The organism is Bradyrhizobium sp. LeoB3, from assembly GCF_055456055.1.
This window is the reverse complement of sequence record NZ_JBVBEF010000030.1, coordinates 42008-55879: the sequence shown is the minus strand read 5'-3', so window position 1 is coordinate 55879 and position 13872 is coordinate 42008. Positions and strand designations below refer to the sequence as shown.

Annotated in this window: 13 protein-coding genes and 1 pseudogene; 5 read left to right on the top strand and 9 right to left on the bottom strand. The window is 62.3% G+C overall.

Translation table 11 applies throughout. From position 1 onward, the window contains the following. Window positions 1-35 precede the first annotated feature (35 nt). Window positions 36-875, bottom strand: coding sequence for a GyrI-like domain-containing protein (locus tag ACZXDY_RS20475; protein WP_464346728.1), 840 nt, complete (start codon window positions 873-875; stop codon window positions 36-38). Between the two features lie 242 nt (window positions 876-1117). Here ACZXDY_RS20475 and ACZXDY_RS20470 point away from each other — a divergent pair, with 242 nt between their 5' ends. Both ACZXDY_RS20470 and ACZXDY_RS20465 read left to right on the top strand, forming a co-directional pair. Further along, window positions 1118-2347 carry an ABC transporter substrate-binding protein gene (locus ACZXDY_RS20470; protein WP_464346727.1) on the top strand — a complete coding sequence of 410 codons (1230 nt, stop codon included), beginning with the start codon at window positions 1118-1120 and terminating at the stop codon, window positions 2345-2347. Window positions 2348-2491: 144 nt separating this feature from the next. Further along, the gene (locus tag ACZXDY_RS20465; protein WP_464346726.1) at window positions 2492-3595 is read left to right on the top strand and encodes a mandelate racemase/muconate lactonizing enzyme family protein; all 1104 of its coding nucleotides are present in this window, start codon (window positions 2492-2494) and stop codon (window positions 3593-3595) included. 112 nt (window positions 3596-3707) lie between these two features. On the opposite strand, the gene ACZXDY_RS20460 is transcribed toward ACZXDY_RS20465, so the two are convergent. Then, entirely contained in the window at window positions 3708-4070 is a 363-nt protein-coding gene (locus tag ACZXDY_RS20460) for a hypothetical protein (protein WP_464346749.1), read from the bottom strand. A gap of 177 nt (window positions 4071-4247) precedes the next feature. On the opposite strand from ACZXDY_RS20460, the gene ACZXDY_RS20455 reads away from it, so the two are divergent. After that, window positions 4248-4472: a hypothetical protein gene (locus tag ACZXDY_RS20455; protein ID WP_028166103.1), complete on the top strand. Its 225-nt coding sequence runs from the start codon at window positions 4248-4250 to the stop codon at window positions 4470-4472. A gap of 336 nt (window positions 4473-4808) precedes the next feature. Here ACZXDY_RS20455 and ACZXDY_RS20450 read toward each other — a convergent pair whose 3' ends face one another. Next, window positions 4809-5243, bottom strand: a complete 435-nt coding sequence (locus ACZXDY_RS20450; protein WP_464346725.1) for a cupin domain-containing protein — start codon at window positions 5241-5243, stop codon at window positions 4809-4811. Window positions 5244-5570: 327 nt separating this feature from the next. Further along, complete coding sequence (locus ACZXDY_RS20445) at window positions 5571-6224, bottom strand: glutathione S-transferase (RefSeq protein WP_464346724.1); 654 nt, start codon at window positions 6222-6224, stop codon at window positions 5571-5573. Window positions 6225-6426: 202 nt separating this feature from the next. Here ACZXDY_RS20445 and ACZXDY_RS20440 point away from each other — a divergent pair, with 202 nt between their 5' ends. Next, window positions 6427-7647: a polyhydroxyalkanoate depolymerase gene (locus tag ACZXDY_RS20440; protein WP_464346748.1), complete on the top strand. Its 1221-nt coding sequence runs from the start codon at window positions 6427-6429 to the stop codon at window positions 7645-7647. A gap of 138 nt (window positions 7648-7785) precedes the next feature. After that, the gene (locus tag ACZXDY_RS20435) at window positions 7786-8580 is read left to right on the top strand and encodes a substrate-binding domain-containing protein (RefSeq protein ID WP_464346723.1); all 795 of its coding nucleotides are present in this window, start codon (window positions 7786-7788) and stop codon (window positions 8578-8580) included. Between the two features lie 130 nt (window positions 8581-8710). Here the strand turns inward: ACZXDY_RS20435 and ACZXDY_RS20430 are convergent. The 5 genes and pseudogenes from ACZXDY_RS20430 to ACZXDY_RS20410 form a co-directional block, all read right to left on the bottom strand. Continuing rightward, window positions 8711-9508, bottom strand: a pseudogene (locus ACZXDY_RS20430) (autotransporter outer membrane beta-barrel domain-containing protein); the annotation flags it as partial. 33 nt (window positions 9509-9541) lie between these two features. Continuing rightward, window positions 9542-10288, bottom strand: a complete 747-nt coding sequence (locus tag ACZXDY_RS20425) for a transporter substrate-binding domain-containing protein (RefSeq protein WP_464346747.1) — start codon at window positions 10286-10288, stop codon at window positions 9542-9544. Window positions 10289-10444: 156 nt separating this feature from the next. After that, complete coding sequence (locus ACZXDY_RS20420) at window positions 10445-10870, bottom strand: DUF4399 domain-containing protein (protein WP_028166092.1); 426 nt, start codon at window positions 10868-10870, stop codon at window positions 10445-10447. 25 nt (window positions 10871-10895) lie between these two features. Then, window positions 10896-12458: an SUMF1/EgtB/PvdO family nonheme iron enzyme gene (locus ACZXDY_RS20415; RefSeq protein WP_028166091.1), complete on the bottom strand. Its 1563-nt coding sequence runs from the start codon at window positions 12456-12458 to the stop codon at window positions 10896-10898. A gap of 199 nt (window positions 12459-12657) precedes the next feature. Further along, window positions 12658-13836: an MFS transporter gene (locus ACZXDY_RS20410; RefSeq protein ID WP_464346722.1), complete on the bottom strand. Its 1179-nt coding sequence runs from the start codon at window positions 13834-13836 to the stop codon at window positions 12658-12660. Between the last annotated feature and the right edge of the window lie 36 nt (window positions 13837-13872).

The window sequence follows — 13872 nt, the reverse complement described above, 5'->3', positions numbered from 1 at the left end:
GGGTTTCGCTTCGCCCTACCCATCCTACAAGTCCATCACTCCTTCACAGGTACCCAGATCTCGAGGCCGCCATTGCCGGTCATAGGATCGAAGTTCTCGTCATAGCGCTCGAAGTTCGGCGCATCGGCCGCCTTCATACCGGACTGCGGCAGCCAGTGATTCCAGATCGTGTTCACGGTTCGCCGGATCGTGGAGATGTGCTCGCCATGGGTGAAGACCGCATATCTCTGCTCGGGGATGCGCACCCGGCTGAACTCGCGCGGCAAGTCGGAGAAGTCGGCGACCTCGACGCCGGCGATATAATCGAAATTGCCGGCGTCATCGCCGTTGCAGCAGACGCCATAGGCGACGTTGCCAATGCGGCCGGGAATATTGCCGACCGTCTGGTGAAATCGCTGCCACTGGTTCGGAATGCCGGCGCCGTCGCAATTGGCGTGATTGTAGCGTTCGCCGACGCCGGCGACGAGGAACGCCTTTCCGGTTGCAATGCGTGGCGGGCTGAGATGATCGAGCGCGGTTGAATCCATCATGATCGGCTCCTGTAGCTTCAGCTTGCTGAGGCACGTCGTGGCGCGAACCGTTTCCGGCGTGACGCCGAAATGGTCGCGAAACGCGCGAGTGAACGCTTCGTGGGAGCCATAGTCCGCATCCAGCGCCAGGCTAAGAATGTCCGGCGCGCCGCCTGCAAGCGCGCGAGCCGCCTCGCTGAGTCGGCGGGCGCGCACGTAACGCATCACCGGAAACCCCGTCGCCGCCGCAAACGCGCGCACCAAGTGGAAGCGCGAGACACCGGCGATGCCGGCAATCTCGTCGAGCGTCAGCGGCTGACCAAGATGGCTCTCGATGTACCAGAGCGCCTTCTGGGCTGGATTCATGGCTGTCGGGCCTTCCCTCGATACGCATCGATCATGTGCGATCGCGCCCTGCGCCGTTTGACAGTCCTTGCTGTCCCGCAGCGATCAGAGCGTCATTCCGTTCCACGGAAATTGCAACCCACCCCGTCGCTGGCAAGGCCAAGCCAATCGTGCATACTCGTTGACGCATCGATCCGACGGCTCACCCAAGCTGCCCATAATCAAGACTGCAGAGCCGCGGCGAACGGTCAGGGAGGACAAAGATGCATTACCGGCTCTTGAACTATGCCCAATCCACGCTGCTTGCGACACTTATTGCTATCGCGCTCGCGGGAACCGCCAGCGCGCAAAAGAAATACGACCCCGGTGCCACCGACACCGAAATCAAGATCGGCAACATCATGCCCTACTCGGGCCCAGCGTCCGCCTACGCCACCATCGGCAAGACCGAAGCGGCCTATTTCAACAAGCTCAATGCCGAAGGCGGCATCAACGGCCGCAAGATCAACTTCATCAGCTATGACGACGCCTACAGCCCACCGAAGACGGTCGAGCAGGCCCGCAAGCTCGTCGAGAACGACGAGGTGCTGCTGATCTTCAACCCGCTGGGCACGCCGGGCAACACCGCGATCCAGAAATACATGAACACGAAGAAAGTGCCGCAGCTCTTCGTCTCCACCGGCGCCGCCAAGTGGAACGACCCGAAGAATTTTCCGTGGACCATGGGCTGGCAGCCCAGCTACCAGGTCGAAGCGCGGATCTACGGCAAGTACATCCTGCAGAACTATCCGGGCAAGACGATCGGCGTGCTCTACCAGAACGACGATTTCGGAAAGGATTACGTGATCGGGCTGCGCGAGGGCCTCGGCGATCAGGCGGGCAAGCTGATCATCGCGGAGGCCTCCTATGAGACCAGTTCGCCCACGGTGGATTCCCAGGTGGTGCAGCTCAAGGGCGCCAATCCCGACATCTTCGTCAACATCGCGACGCCGAAATTCGCAGCCCAAGCGATCAAGAAGATCGCCGAGCTGGACTGGCACCCGGTGCAGTTCCTGACCAACGTCTCGGTTTCGATCGGCGGCGTCATGAAGCCGGCCGGCTATGAGGCCAGCCAGGGCGTGCTGTCCACCAACTATCTGAAGGATCCCAAGGACGCCGAATGGAAGAACGATCCCGCGATGAATGAGTGGCGGGCGTTCATGGGCAAATGGTATCCTGAAGGCGATCTCGACGATGCCGCGACCGTGTTTGGCTATGGCGTCGCCAAGGGGCTCGAGCAGGTGCTGCGCCAATGCGGCGACGACCTCACCCGCGAGAATGTCATGAAGCAGGCGGCCAATCTCGATTTCCAGATCGGCATCTACCTGCCGGGCACCCGCATCAAGACCGGACCGAACGACTTCGCGCCAATCGAGCAGCTCCAGATGACGCGCTTCAAGGGCGAGAGCTGGGAGCGGTTCGGCCCCGTCATGAGCGGCGAGAAGGGCTCTTAACGCTCAACCTAAGACACCATCGAACCCGTCATGCCCGGGCTTGTCCCGGGCATCCACGTTGGGCACTTAATGGCGAAGGGCGTGGATGGCCGGGACGAGCCCGGCCATGACGGAGCACTCGGCATCCACCTTTGGAGGCACCTTATGAAAATCACTGATATCCGCGCACACCACATCCGCATCCCCTATGACGCCGGCCCCGCGAGCTTCCGGCAGGGCGCGTCGGCGATCGCAGCGCTTGACATGGTGCTGGTCGAAGTCTCGACCGATAGCGGCCTCACGGGCTGGGGCGACGCCTTCGCCTATGTCTGTCCACGGACGACCCGCACCGCAATCGAGGAGATGATCGCGCCGCAGGCGCGTGGCCTCGACGTGCCTGATGCATCCGGCATTCCCGCCGTGATGGAGCAGATCCAGCGCAACCTGCATCTGTTCGGCCGCTACGGCATCACGATGTTCGCGATCTCGGGGTTAGACATCGCGCTGTGGGACCTTGCCGGCAAGATCAAGGGCGTGCCGCTGCATCGGCTGATCGGCGAGGCCACACGCGCGAGGATCCCGGCCTATGCGAGCCTGATGCGTATCGGCATGCCGGAACATATCGCCGGCGAATGCGAGGCCGCGCTCCGTCGCGGCTACGGCGCGATCAAGCTGCACGAGACCACGACGCCCGCGGTGTTCGCCGCACGCAACGCGATCGGCAGCAACGTCCCGCTGATGGTCGACATGAATTGCCCGCTGGACGGCCCGAGCGCGATTGCTTTCGCGCGAGACTGCCAGGCGGCAAGTCCGATGTTCCTCGAGGAGCCGGTCTGGCCGCCGGAGGATTTTGCCACGCTCGCGGACGTGCGCGCCAAGGGCGGCCTCGACATCGCGGCCGGGGAGAATGCCTGCACCGTGCACCAGTTCCGCCAGATGATGACGGCGGGCGCCGTCAGCCATGCGCAACCCTCGGTAACCAAGGTCGGCGGCATCACCGAGTTCCTGAGAGTTGCGACGCTCGCCGACGAACTCGGCATCAAGATCGTTCCACACTCGCCCTATTTCGGACCGGGCTTCCTGGCGACGCTGCACCTGATGTCGATACGCCACGACGGCTTCATCGAAGCCTTTTACATGAAACGGCCGGCCTGCCTCTGGCGCGGCCGCGCCGATGTCGATGCAAGCGGCAGCGTCGAGGTGCCGCAAGGGCCCGGCCTCGGCTATGAGCCCGACAGAGACGTGATGGAGCAGTACCGCGTGTCGTAGGGGGCTTCTCACCCCAGGCGTCATTGCGAGGAGCGCTAGCGACGAAGCAATCCATGTCTCCGCGAGCGGTGAGATGGATTGCTTCGCTGGCGCTCGCAATGACGGACACACATCACTTCCCGCCTTCTTTCGCCGCCGGCGCAGCGTCCTTTGCCGGCGGCAGGTCGGCTTTCTTCTTCAAATCCTCGTCGATCTTCTTCTGCGCAGCCACCAGATCATCCACGCGCTTCTGCAGGGTCGCGGATGTGCTCTTGAGGTTTTCAATCTGGCGATTGGCCGCATCGAGCTTCTGCTGGTGATCGGTCACAAGCTTCGTGATCGTCTTCTGCAGGAAGTCGACATTGCTCTGCAGGCAGCTCGTGCGCCGCTCCCAGGTCTTCTCGACGGTACAGATCTCGATGCCTGGAACGTCCTGAGCATTAACTTTGTTAAATGCCAAAGCGCTGGATACGAGCATCATGAGCGAGGCGATCATCATCTTAACGTTCACTAAGTCCTCCACGCGCTCACGGCAATGTGCGCAAAGCACGACGACATCGTCAGAGATACCACACTGTAACCGCATTCCGGCGCTGTCCTCCACTTATTGCGGGGTGCGGGGGGCTTTTGGGAACTCAAACGTTTCCACGCATCGGAAGTGGAGAATAATCAGATGGCAACGCGCGAAAAGCGACTGGCGCAATTCGATGGCAACGGCGAACCTCCGCCGAACGAGATCGTCGAAGTGCTTTGCGAAGATCAGAGCGGCACATATCAGTTGCCGTTCGCCTGTCGCTTTACCGACGGTCATTGGCTCAATGACGAATCCGGCGGAACGGTCGAGGCGACCGTGATTGCTTGGCGTTTTCCTCGCGTCAAGCAAACAGGTGTGGCTTAGGAGATCACAGAAGAGTCGCTATCGGCTTCTGCTTCGCGAGCGACGCGAAGCTCACGCTGAAGCAAAACCTGCGAGTGGGATGAAGCATCATCCCTCTCGCATTTGCTTGTATCAAAATGCGACGGGAAAATTCGCCGCGTTAAGGTTCGGAACACCCGTGGAACGAAGCGCGTCCGAATCAGTGATGGAGTGCCGTACGCTGTTGTTCACGGCTAGATGTCGGTGCCAGTCCGAGCAGGCGCACCACATGCAGGAGAACAACCAGCGGCCGCAGCCAACGGCCAACCACAAGAGTTAATTCCTCCGGAGACGACATGATCGGTGACTCCCAATCAGTTACTTCCAAGGCGTCACCGGCGGCACCTTGTCGGTGGCCGGCGGCATGTCGACGGTCTTGAAGTCCGCCGGGCTCACGATCTCCAGATATTCCATATCCGGTGAGTAATCGAAGAGGTAGTGCACGATACCGGGCCGCTGGTGCACGACGTCTCCGGCCTGCACCAGCGTCGGCTTGTCCTCGTACATGAAGCGCGCCCAGCCCTTCATCATGATCACGATCTGGAAATCGCAATCATGGCGATGCCAGCCGGTGCCATCCTCGGGCGGGCAATCGGGATTCGCCTTGACCAGATGGCAGATCACCTGGCCGCCGGTGGCATCGGCTATGCCGAGATCGCGGTAGAGGAAGAAGTCGCGCAGGCCGCCGCCCGTGAATTCGGTATCGCCTGGCTTGACATGAGAGAACTTGCTGACAACGGCATGCTGGTTCATTTGAAGCCTCCAACGTTCTCGATCGCGAGACCCGCGGCTACGCAAGGCGTCCAAATTTTCGGCAGCGTCGCATCGTCGCGTTCACAGCTTGATTCGTGCCATGCGAAATCCGCGCCAGTCGCGCTGCGGCGCAGCGATTCCTGCAGATCGCTGTCGCCAAGCGGACGAAGCGCTTGGAACCAAGCCTGAATTTGAGTCGAGCGATTTTTCGCGGCGCAACCACCGCTCGCGTGCCGCTACTCGCGCGCGGCTGCCGTGGCACGAGCTTTAGGCAGTACTTGCACCGTGCTTGAGCCCGCTGAACGCGCAGCCGGCAGGCAGCACTGCCTAATATTCGACCTCCAGCTCCTCGACGTCGGCGGGCTCAGCCTTGGCTGCCTCGACCCACTCCCGCATCTCCGGCATCGACATGATGGTCTCGGCATAGGCTGCGAGCATCGGCTCGAGCTTGACGTCATAGGTGATGAAGCGGGTGACGACCGGCGCATACATCGCGTCCGCCATGGTGCGGCGCTCACCGAACAGGAACGGTCCGCCGGACTCCGCAAGGCAGTCGCGCCAGATGCTGCAGATCCGGTCGATATCGGCCTGCGCGCGCGACCAGATCTTGAAGCCCGGGAAATGGCCTTTCAGATTGACCGGCAGCGATGCCCGCAGCGTCGTGAAGCCGGAGTGGATTTCACCGCAGATCGAGCGGCAATGTGCCCGCTTTATGCGGTCTTCCGGCAACAGGCCGGCATTCGGCATGATCTCGTTGAGGTACTCGGCGATCGCCAGCGTGTCCCAGACGGTAGCGCCCTCGTGGCGCAGGCAGGGCACCAGGATCGACGACGACAGCAGCAGGAGTTCCGCGCGGGCCGAGGCGTCGTCCGGAGCTGTGATCACCTCCTCGAATTCCAGCCTCGCGAATTTCGCCAGCAGCCAGCCACGCAGAGACCATGATGAATAGTTCTTGCTGCTGATGGTCAGTGTCGTTGCCATAGAGCCTTCCTTCACGCCTCAACCTCGACCGCAGGGACCCAAAGCCTCCGGCCTATCCTTGCGGATATCGCCCCTGCTCATCGCCTGGGCGCCGAATATCCCAAGCAGCAAGCCACGTGCCAATTTCGAGGGCGGTTCGACTCCGCTTTGGCTTCGATATTGCATAGCAACGCGGGGCAAGGGGCGGTCGCGTACGATGTCAATGTCAATGATGTACCAAGCCTACCAGAATCACATGGACCTGACGGCACCATGGCGCACGGGGGCAGCGGCGGCACTTAGATATCTTAATCTGGTGCCGCAGGGCGCGTCGGACCGGTTGTTTGGCCGGCTCGCGGCCGCACTCGAACTGATCTCGCGCTCCACCCTGACCTACACCCGACCCGACTATGGCATCGGCAGCGTGAGGGTGGGCAATCGCGAATTGGAGGTGCGGGAGGAAGTTGCCTACGCCACGCCGTTCGGATCGCTCCTGCACTTCAAGAAGGTCGATGGACCCGAGCACCCGCGCCTGCTCTTGGTAGCGCCAATGTCCGGTCACTTCGCGACGCTATTGCGCAGCACGGTCATGACGCTGCTGCAGGATCATGACGTCTACATCACCGACTGGCACAATCCGCGCGACATTCCGCTCGACCAAGGTCGTTTCGGGCTCGAGGATTACACGGACCATCTCATCACCTTCCTCGATAAGCTCGGCCCGCGCGCGCACATGGTCGCCATCTGCCAGCCTTCAGTGTCGGCGCTGGCGGCGGCGGCGATCATGTCGGAGGACAATCACCCCGCGCGCCCTGCATCGCTGACCTTGATGGCCGGGCCGATCGACACGCGCATCCAGCCGACCAAGGTCAACGAATTTGCCAAGAGCAAGCCGATAAAGTGGTTCGAGGACAACCTCATCAACTATGTCCCGATCCAGTGCCGGGGCGCGTTCCGAAAGGTCTATCCGGGCTTTGTGCAGCTCACCGCCTTCGTCTCCATGAACCTCGAGCGCCACATCAAGCAGCACATGGACCTCGCCAATCATCTCGCCAAGGGCGAGAAGGAGAAGGCAAACGTCATCAAGACTTTCTACGATGAATATTTCGCGGTGATGGATCTGCCGGCGGAATTCTACATCGAGACCGTGCGCGACGTGTTCCAGGAGCATCTGCTACCCCAGGGCAGGCTGATGCACCGGGGCCGGCCGGTGAATCCCGCTGCGATCAGGCGCATGGGCCTGATGACGGTCGAAGGCGAGCGCGACGACATCTGCTCGATCGGCCAGACGCTCGCCGCGCAGGACCTCTGCACCGGCGTGCGCGGCTATCGCAAAGTGCATCACATGCAGGCCGGCGTCGGCCATTACGGCGTGTTCAGCGGCAAGCGCTGGAACAACGAGATCTATCCGCTGCTGCGCGATTTCGTGCACGTGAATTCGTGACGAGCAACGAACTCGCTTCGCCCCCTCCCCAACGACATGGCTGAACACACTTCAACGTGAGCGATTGCTGGTAGCCGCGTATTGCTTGCCGAAGTAACGTCGCCGCAACGATCAACGAATCCCTGGGGAGAAACATCCATGCGGCACCGCGCCACCTTCCGCGCATTCGCCCTCGCCTGCTTCGCCGTACTCTTCCTCACCGCCTCTACATCCGCCGCCGAAATCCACGTGATGATCTCGGGCGGGCTGACTGCCGCCTACAAGGTCCTGGTGCCCGAATTCGAGCGCAAGACCGGCCACAAGGTGTCGACCGCCTATGGACCGTCGATGGGAACCACCGTCAACGCAATTCCGGTGCGGCTCGAGCGCGGCGAGCCCGCCGATGTGCTCATCATGGTCGGCTACGCCCTCAATGACCTCGCCGCGCAAGGCAAGGTGATCGCCGACAGCCGCGTCGATCTCGTCAAATCGCCGATCGGGATCGCGGTGAAATCAGGCGCGCCAAAGCCGGACATCAGCTCGGCGGATGCCGTGAAGCGCGCGCTGCTCGCGGCAAAGTCGATCGCCTATTCCGACAGCGCCAGTGGCGTCTACGTGTCGACCGACATGTTCCAGAAGCTCGGCATTGCCGAAGCGATGAAGGACAAAGCAAGAAAGATTCCGGCCACGCCCGTCGGCGAGATCGTGGCCAAGGGTGAAGCCGAGATCGGCCTCCAGCAGATCAGCGAGCTGAAGCCCGTTGCCGGCATCGATATCGTCGGGCCGCTGCCGGATGAGCTGCAGAAGATCACGGTGTTTTCCGCCGGGATCGCCAGCGCCTCCAAGGAGCCCGACGCAGGACGCGCGTTGATCCACTTCCTCGCATCGCCCGACGCCCGCGCTGAGCTGATCAAGAGCGGACTGGACCCGATCCCCTCCGGCACCACGCACTAGAGCATGATCCGGAAAAGTGTGAAGCGGTTTTCCCTCGCGATAAACGCGAAGCGTTTGATCGGTCCAGCCTGAACCAATGCGAGGAGTTTCAAGCTGACCTCGCACCGCTGGCTCAAACCTCACGGCGAAGTCAGAACCGCCAGCTGAAATTACCCTTGATGGTGTTGGTGTGGCTTTGGTCAGAGAACTGGCCGCTCCAGGAGACGCCGAGGAAGGCGTTGCTGGCGACCGCAAGGTCGAGACCTGCTTCGGCGACGAGAGCATCACGGGCAATCGGCGAACCGGCCAAGGCGAAGGTCGATCCGGATTGAAAGGCCAGCACCGCCAACGGCGGCGTGACGTCACCAAGCGCATGGCGCCAGCCCAGCGTCCCGCGTGCTGTCAGGGTCTGCGTTAACGCCGTTGCACCGCGCAGACCCAAGGTCGTGTACGTGGTATCGAGCTTCGCCGATCCAGTCGTTGCCGCCAGGCCAAGTTCATTGATGCCACCATCAACCCGCACATAAGCAATGTTCAGGAACGGCTCCAGCGCACCGGCGCTGAACGCATAGGTGTAGCCAACCTCGCCGAACACCTGAGTCGTCTTCAGCGCATAGTCGCCGCGTTGGATCTCCACGAGATTGACCGCGGCAACCTGTCGCGAGGTCAGGATGTAGTTCCACGAGAAGCTGGCGCCGCCGCGCAGGCCCCATGCGCCGAGCTGCCCGCCGCCATAAACCGCCACATGGTAGCTATCGCTCGATCCGGATGCTACGACGTCAGGGGATTTGAAGATGGACTGGCTGTAGCCCCCCGCAAGGCCGACGCGCCAAATGCCGTTGAACGTAACGTCAACGCCGGAGAGCACGCCGCCGAGCGAGTGATCGGTCTGCGCGGCGTTGCCATCACCCTTGAGCGTACCCTCGCTACCCAGCGCCTGCGCCCATACCGAATAGACCTGCGCCGCCTGAGGACTGGGCGCCTATTTGGCCTGCGTCCGGATCGGCGCGTCCTTCAGCCCGTTATTGTCATAGGCTTTGCGGAGCGTGCCGTTGGCAGTCGCTTCCGTCATGAACTTGGTCGCAAAAGTCGCCGACAGCGGATGATTCAGCGGGACCGCGACCGCAGTCACCGTCTGCTTGAAGGTTTCGTCCAGCACCCGGGTGCCCGGAATATTCTTCGCCATAGCATTGAGCTGGTCACGCGACAGCGCGAACGCGTCGACCTCGCCACTTTTCAGGAGGTTGAAGATCTCGTCATAGGTCTGATAGCCCGTCACCTTGGCGTTCTTCAGGTGCGCGATCGCACCCCGCATGGTGGTGGTGTTGTTGACGGCGGCGACCTTGACGCCCGGCTGGTCGAGGCTGGCGAAATTCGTCACCGCCGAGCCCGGCCTGACGATGTAGGTGGCGTCCGCGACCTCATAAATCGGGCCGAACGTCATCTTGGTTTCGCGCTCTGGATCCTTGGGCAGGAAGGTGACGTCCCAGGTGCCCTTCGATGCCGCGTCGGTGATCTGTCCAGAATTCTGGTGCACGACATATTCAACGGGTACGCCGAGCTGCGTGGCCATTGCCTTGCCGAGATCGACCGGCACGCCGGCATAGCCGGTTTCGGTCTTGGTGCACCAGAACGCACCGCCCGCCGGACTAATCGCAATCGCGACGCGGAGCTTGCCGCTCGGCGCGATCTCGTCCTTCAGCGCGTCGGCACTGGCGGGTGCGGCCATCACGGCGACCGCGACAACAAGGCTTGTGATAAGGGGCAATTGACTGGCCATCGGCTTCCTCCACGCCGAGTCTGGTGCCCGGCTATTGCAGCAACAAACCGCATGATGGGGAAACAGGCAACCGCCAGTTTTCGCAAGCGGGCCGACACTACAAATTCATCTGACGCGGATCGTGATCTTCTCCGACACGACCGGCGGCTTGAAGGGATAGTGCTTGGCGTCACCGAGCACGAGCTGCAAGGTGTGCTTGCCGGGCGGCAGCTCGATACGCGCCTCGGTCTGGCCTGCACCGAAATGCAGGTGGGACTTGTCCGATGGGATCGGCTCGTTCGGATTGAGCGGCTCGTCGACGTCGATCAGCAGATGGTGATGACCTGCGTTCGCATAGTCATCGCCGGCATGGGTCACGCCCATGTTGCGCAGGCCGAAGCGGGCCCAGAAGGCGCCCTTGATGGTCGTGCCATTCTGCGGCCAGACGAAATACAGGACCGCATCCTTCGGTGCAGGCTTGTCCTGCGCGTGCGCAACGTTCGTAAGCGACGACAGGACCGCAGAAATCAGAAGCGTACGCGCAACTCTCATTGCCCCCTCCCCCAATCCAAATACTTTAAGGCGACAGCGCGACCCGGAAGCCATGGGTCGGATATCGAACGTTGGTGTCGTAGTTATCCCGATTGGCCGGTCGCACATAACGCGTGTCATTCTTCCAGGAGCCGGAGCGGAGCACATGGGATGTGCAGTCTCCGCCAAGCCAGGGAGAACCATCGGCCGGGGCACCCTGATAATTCTTGTGCCAGCAATCCTCGACCCACTGGTCGACCCCGCCGCCCATGTCATGCAGCCCGAACGGATTGGACTTGAAGTTGCCGACCTTGGTCGGCTGCTCGGCGGCGGCGCTGTCGCCGCAATCCTTGCAACTGGCCATGCCCGGCTGCATCTGCTCGCCCCACCAATATCTGGTCTGCGTTCCGCCGCGGGCGGCAAACTCCCATTCGGCTTCGCTCGGAAGCCGATAGGCCTTCTTCGTGACGTCTGCGAGCCAGGTGACGTATTGCTTGGCATCGCTCCAGCTCACATTCGTGACCGGCGCCTCGTCCTTTCCGGTCGCCGTGAAGCCGCACACCTTGGCGGCGGCGCACGCGTTCCATTCGCGGACCGTGACCGGATATTTGGCGATGGCGAATGGCTTGACCGTCACCCTTCGGATCGGCCGCTCCGACGCGTCGTCATTGCTGCCCATCGAGAAGCTGCCGCCCTGAAGCGCGACCATCTCGGGCTCCCGCACGGACGGCGTGGGCGGCGTCGGGGGCGCGACCGCCGTCACGGCCGGGCTCGCGGAGGGCTGCGGCGGCTGCGGTTGCGCCGTGGGACTGGCAGCGGGAGCTGCCGCCTGTTTCGTGGCGGGCGCCGGCTCGGCCGCCTTCGGCGATGCCGCGGGCGACGGTGATGCCGCTGGCGCCGGGGTTCGCACCGCCAGCTTTTCGCTCCGCGGTATCAGCAAGGACCAGAGGATGCCGCCGGCGATGATCGCGAGCGTGATGCTGAGCAGGAAGATCAGGACGTTCTCGCGCCGCCGGCGCGTCCGCTGGAAGGCCGCGGCATCCGGCAGCACACGATAGACCCGCACCGGGTCGGTGATGTTCTTGACCTTGCGGTCGCCGAGCGACTCGTAGCCGCACACCAGCTTGTGCTTGATCTGCTCGTAGATGCCGCCGGAAATGAAGACCTGCCCCGGCTCGGCGATCCCTTCAAGACGCGAGGCAACGTTGACGCCGTCGCCATAGATGTCGTCGGGCTCGATGATGACGTCGCCGAGATTGACGCCGATCCGGTACTCGATCCAGTAGTCCCTCGGTACCGCCGCGTTGCGGCCGACCAGGTTCTGCTGGATCACGATGCTGCACCTGACGGCTTCGACCGGACTGTCGAACATCGCAATGAAGCCGTCGCCGGTCGTCTTCACCAGCTTGCCGTGATGCTCGACGATGGTCGGCTCGATCAGGTCGCGCTCGATCCGCTTGACGCGGTTGTGCGTACCCTCCTCATCGAGCTGCATCAGACGGCTGTAGCCGGCGATGTCGCCTGCGACGATCGCGGCAAGGCGCCGCGGCGTCGGATCACCCGGCGGCCGCTCGTGCCTGCCCGACTTGAAGTCGCGAATCTCACCCATGGATCGGTTGGGCTCCAAAAACCGCAAATACAGCGTTGAGGCGCAATTAGCCTCAGCCCCCGAAACCTAAAGGTCTACCCATAAAGAGCCTATCACACTCCTTACCCCGAACAAGTTTGCCAGATATTGTGCAGCGCATGAAGTGATGCAGTTCACATAACGATCAACCTTGCGTGTCCGCGACAAAATATCCCCAGCCTCAGTTCGCCTGCGGCGCCGGCGTCCTGATCTCATTGGGCAGGATAATGGCCGCTGCGATCGCCAATAGACAGAGCGCGGCGAACGCGCGCAGCATGGTGACGAACCCGCCCTGCTCGTAAAGCCAGGCGACCAACCCGACCGAGGCGCCGGCCGCGGTGAAACCGACGAAATAGCGCACCGCATAGGCGCGCGACCGCCATTCCTCGCTGGTGTATTTGCCGACCATGGCATCGTTGACCGTGACCTGGCCGAACGCGCCCATCACGATGCCGATCGACACCAGGATCAGCGGCAGGTCCGACAGCGTCGCTGCCAGATAGAGGAACGGCGCCAGCATGAAGGACAGCGGCAGCGCCACCGTCTTAAGCGAATGGTGGTCGAGCAATTTGCCGATCGTGTACTGCGTCATCGCGCCGAACACATAGACGCAGGCTGCGATCACGCCGAGCAGCGCCGGGCTCCTGGTCAGGTCGGCGAGCCGTTCGGCGAACAGTTTCGGCAGCGCCACCGTCACCGCGTTGAAGGTGGTGGAGATCGCGATCACCACGATCAGGAGCGACAGGATCACGCGCCACATGTCCTTCTTCGCGACGCGCGCCTGGGCTGCGGCCTGCTTGCTCCCCTTGCGATCCTCATGCACCACGGTCAGCGCGAAGGCGATGCCGAGCAGCACGGTGACGATGCCGGGAATGATGAAGGCAAAGCGCCAGCCGAGATACTGGCCGATCACGCCGGTGACCAGCGCCGAGGAGGCGACGCCGAGATTACCCCAGACCCCGTTCAGCCCCATCTCGCGGCCGAGCTTGTCGGCATAGGACACGATCATGGCAGTGCCGACCGGATGGTAGATCGAGGCGAACACGCCGATCGCCAGCAGCGCCGCACCAAGCTGCAGCGGGGTCTGCACGAAGCCGACCGAAATCATGGACAGCCCGATGCCGATGAAGAAGATCACAATCATATGGCGGCGGCTCCAGCGGTCGCCGAGCCAGCCTGTCAGCAGCGAGCCGGCGCCGAAGGCGATGAAGCCCGGGGTGGCGTAAGGCAGCAATTCCGAATAGGCCATGCCGAGCGCCGGACCCATCACTATGACAGCGGCGGCGAAGATCAGCATCGAATAATGGTCAATGAAATGGGCGGTGTTGACGTAGGTGATCACCCGGCCGGGGCTGTTCATGCGTTGATCCTGTTTCGATCCCTTTGGAAGTCCTCT

Bases quoted from the DNA above. Each gene is read 5' to 3' on its own strand.
- ACZXDY_RS20475 (WP_464346728.1), bottom strand. From the start codon at position 875: ATGAATCCAGCCCAGAAGGCGCTCTGGTACATCGAGAGCCATCTTGGT.
- ACZXDY_RS20470 (WP_464346727.1), top strand. From the start codon at position 1,118: ATGCATTACCGGCTCTTGAACTATGCCCAATCCACGCTGCTTGCGACA.
- ACZXDY_RS20465 (WP_464346726.1), top strand. From the start codon at position 2,492: ATGAAAATCACTGATATCCGCGCACACCACATCCGCATCCCCTATGAC.
- ACZXDY_RS20460 (WP_464346749.1), bottom strand. From the start codon at position 4,070: ATGATCGCCTCGCTCATGATGCTCGTATCCAGCGCTTTGGCATTTAAC.
- ACZXDY_RS20455 (WP_028166103.1), top strand. From the start codon at position 4,248: ATGGCAACGCGCGAAAAGCGACTGGCGCAATTCGATGGCAACGGCGAA.
- ACZXDY_RS20450 (WP_464346725.1), bottom strand. From the start codon at position 5,243: ATGAACCAGCATGCCGTTGTCAGCAAGTTCTCTCATGTCAAGCCAGGC.
- ACZXDY_RS20445 (WP_464346724.1), bottom strand. From the start codon at position 6,224: ATGGCAACGACACTGACCATCAGCAGCAAGAACTATTCATCATGGTCT.
- ACZXDY_RS20440 (WP_464346748.1), top strand. From the start codon at position 6,427: ATGTCAATGATGTACCAAGCCTACCAGAATCACATGGACCTGACGGCA.
- ACZXDY_RS20435 (WP_464346723.1), top strand. From the start codon at position 7,786: ATGCGGCACCGCGCCACCTTCCGCGCATTCGCCCTCGCCTGCTTCGCC.
- ACZXDY_RS20425 (WP_464346747.1), bottom strand. From the start codon at position 10,288: ATGGCCGCACCCGCCAGTGCCGACGCGCTGAAGGACGAGATCGCGCCG.
- ACZXDY_RS20420 (WP_028166092.1), bottom strand. From the start codon at position 10,870: ATGAGAGTTGCGCGTACGCTTCTGATTTCTGCGGTCCTGTCGTCGCTT.
- ACZXDY_RS20415 (WP_028166091.1), bottom strand. From the start codon at position 12,458: ATGGGTGAGATTCGCGACTTCAAGTCGGGCAGGCACGAGCGGCCGCCG.
- ACZXDY_RS20410 (WP_464346722.1), bottom strand. From the start codon at position 13,836: ATGAACAGCCCCGGCCGGGTGATCACCTACGTCAACACCGCCCATTTC.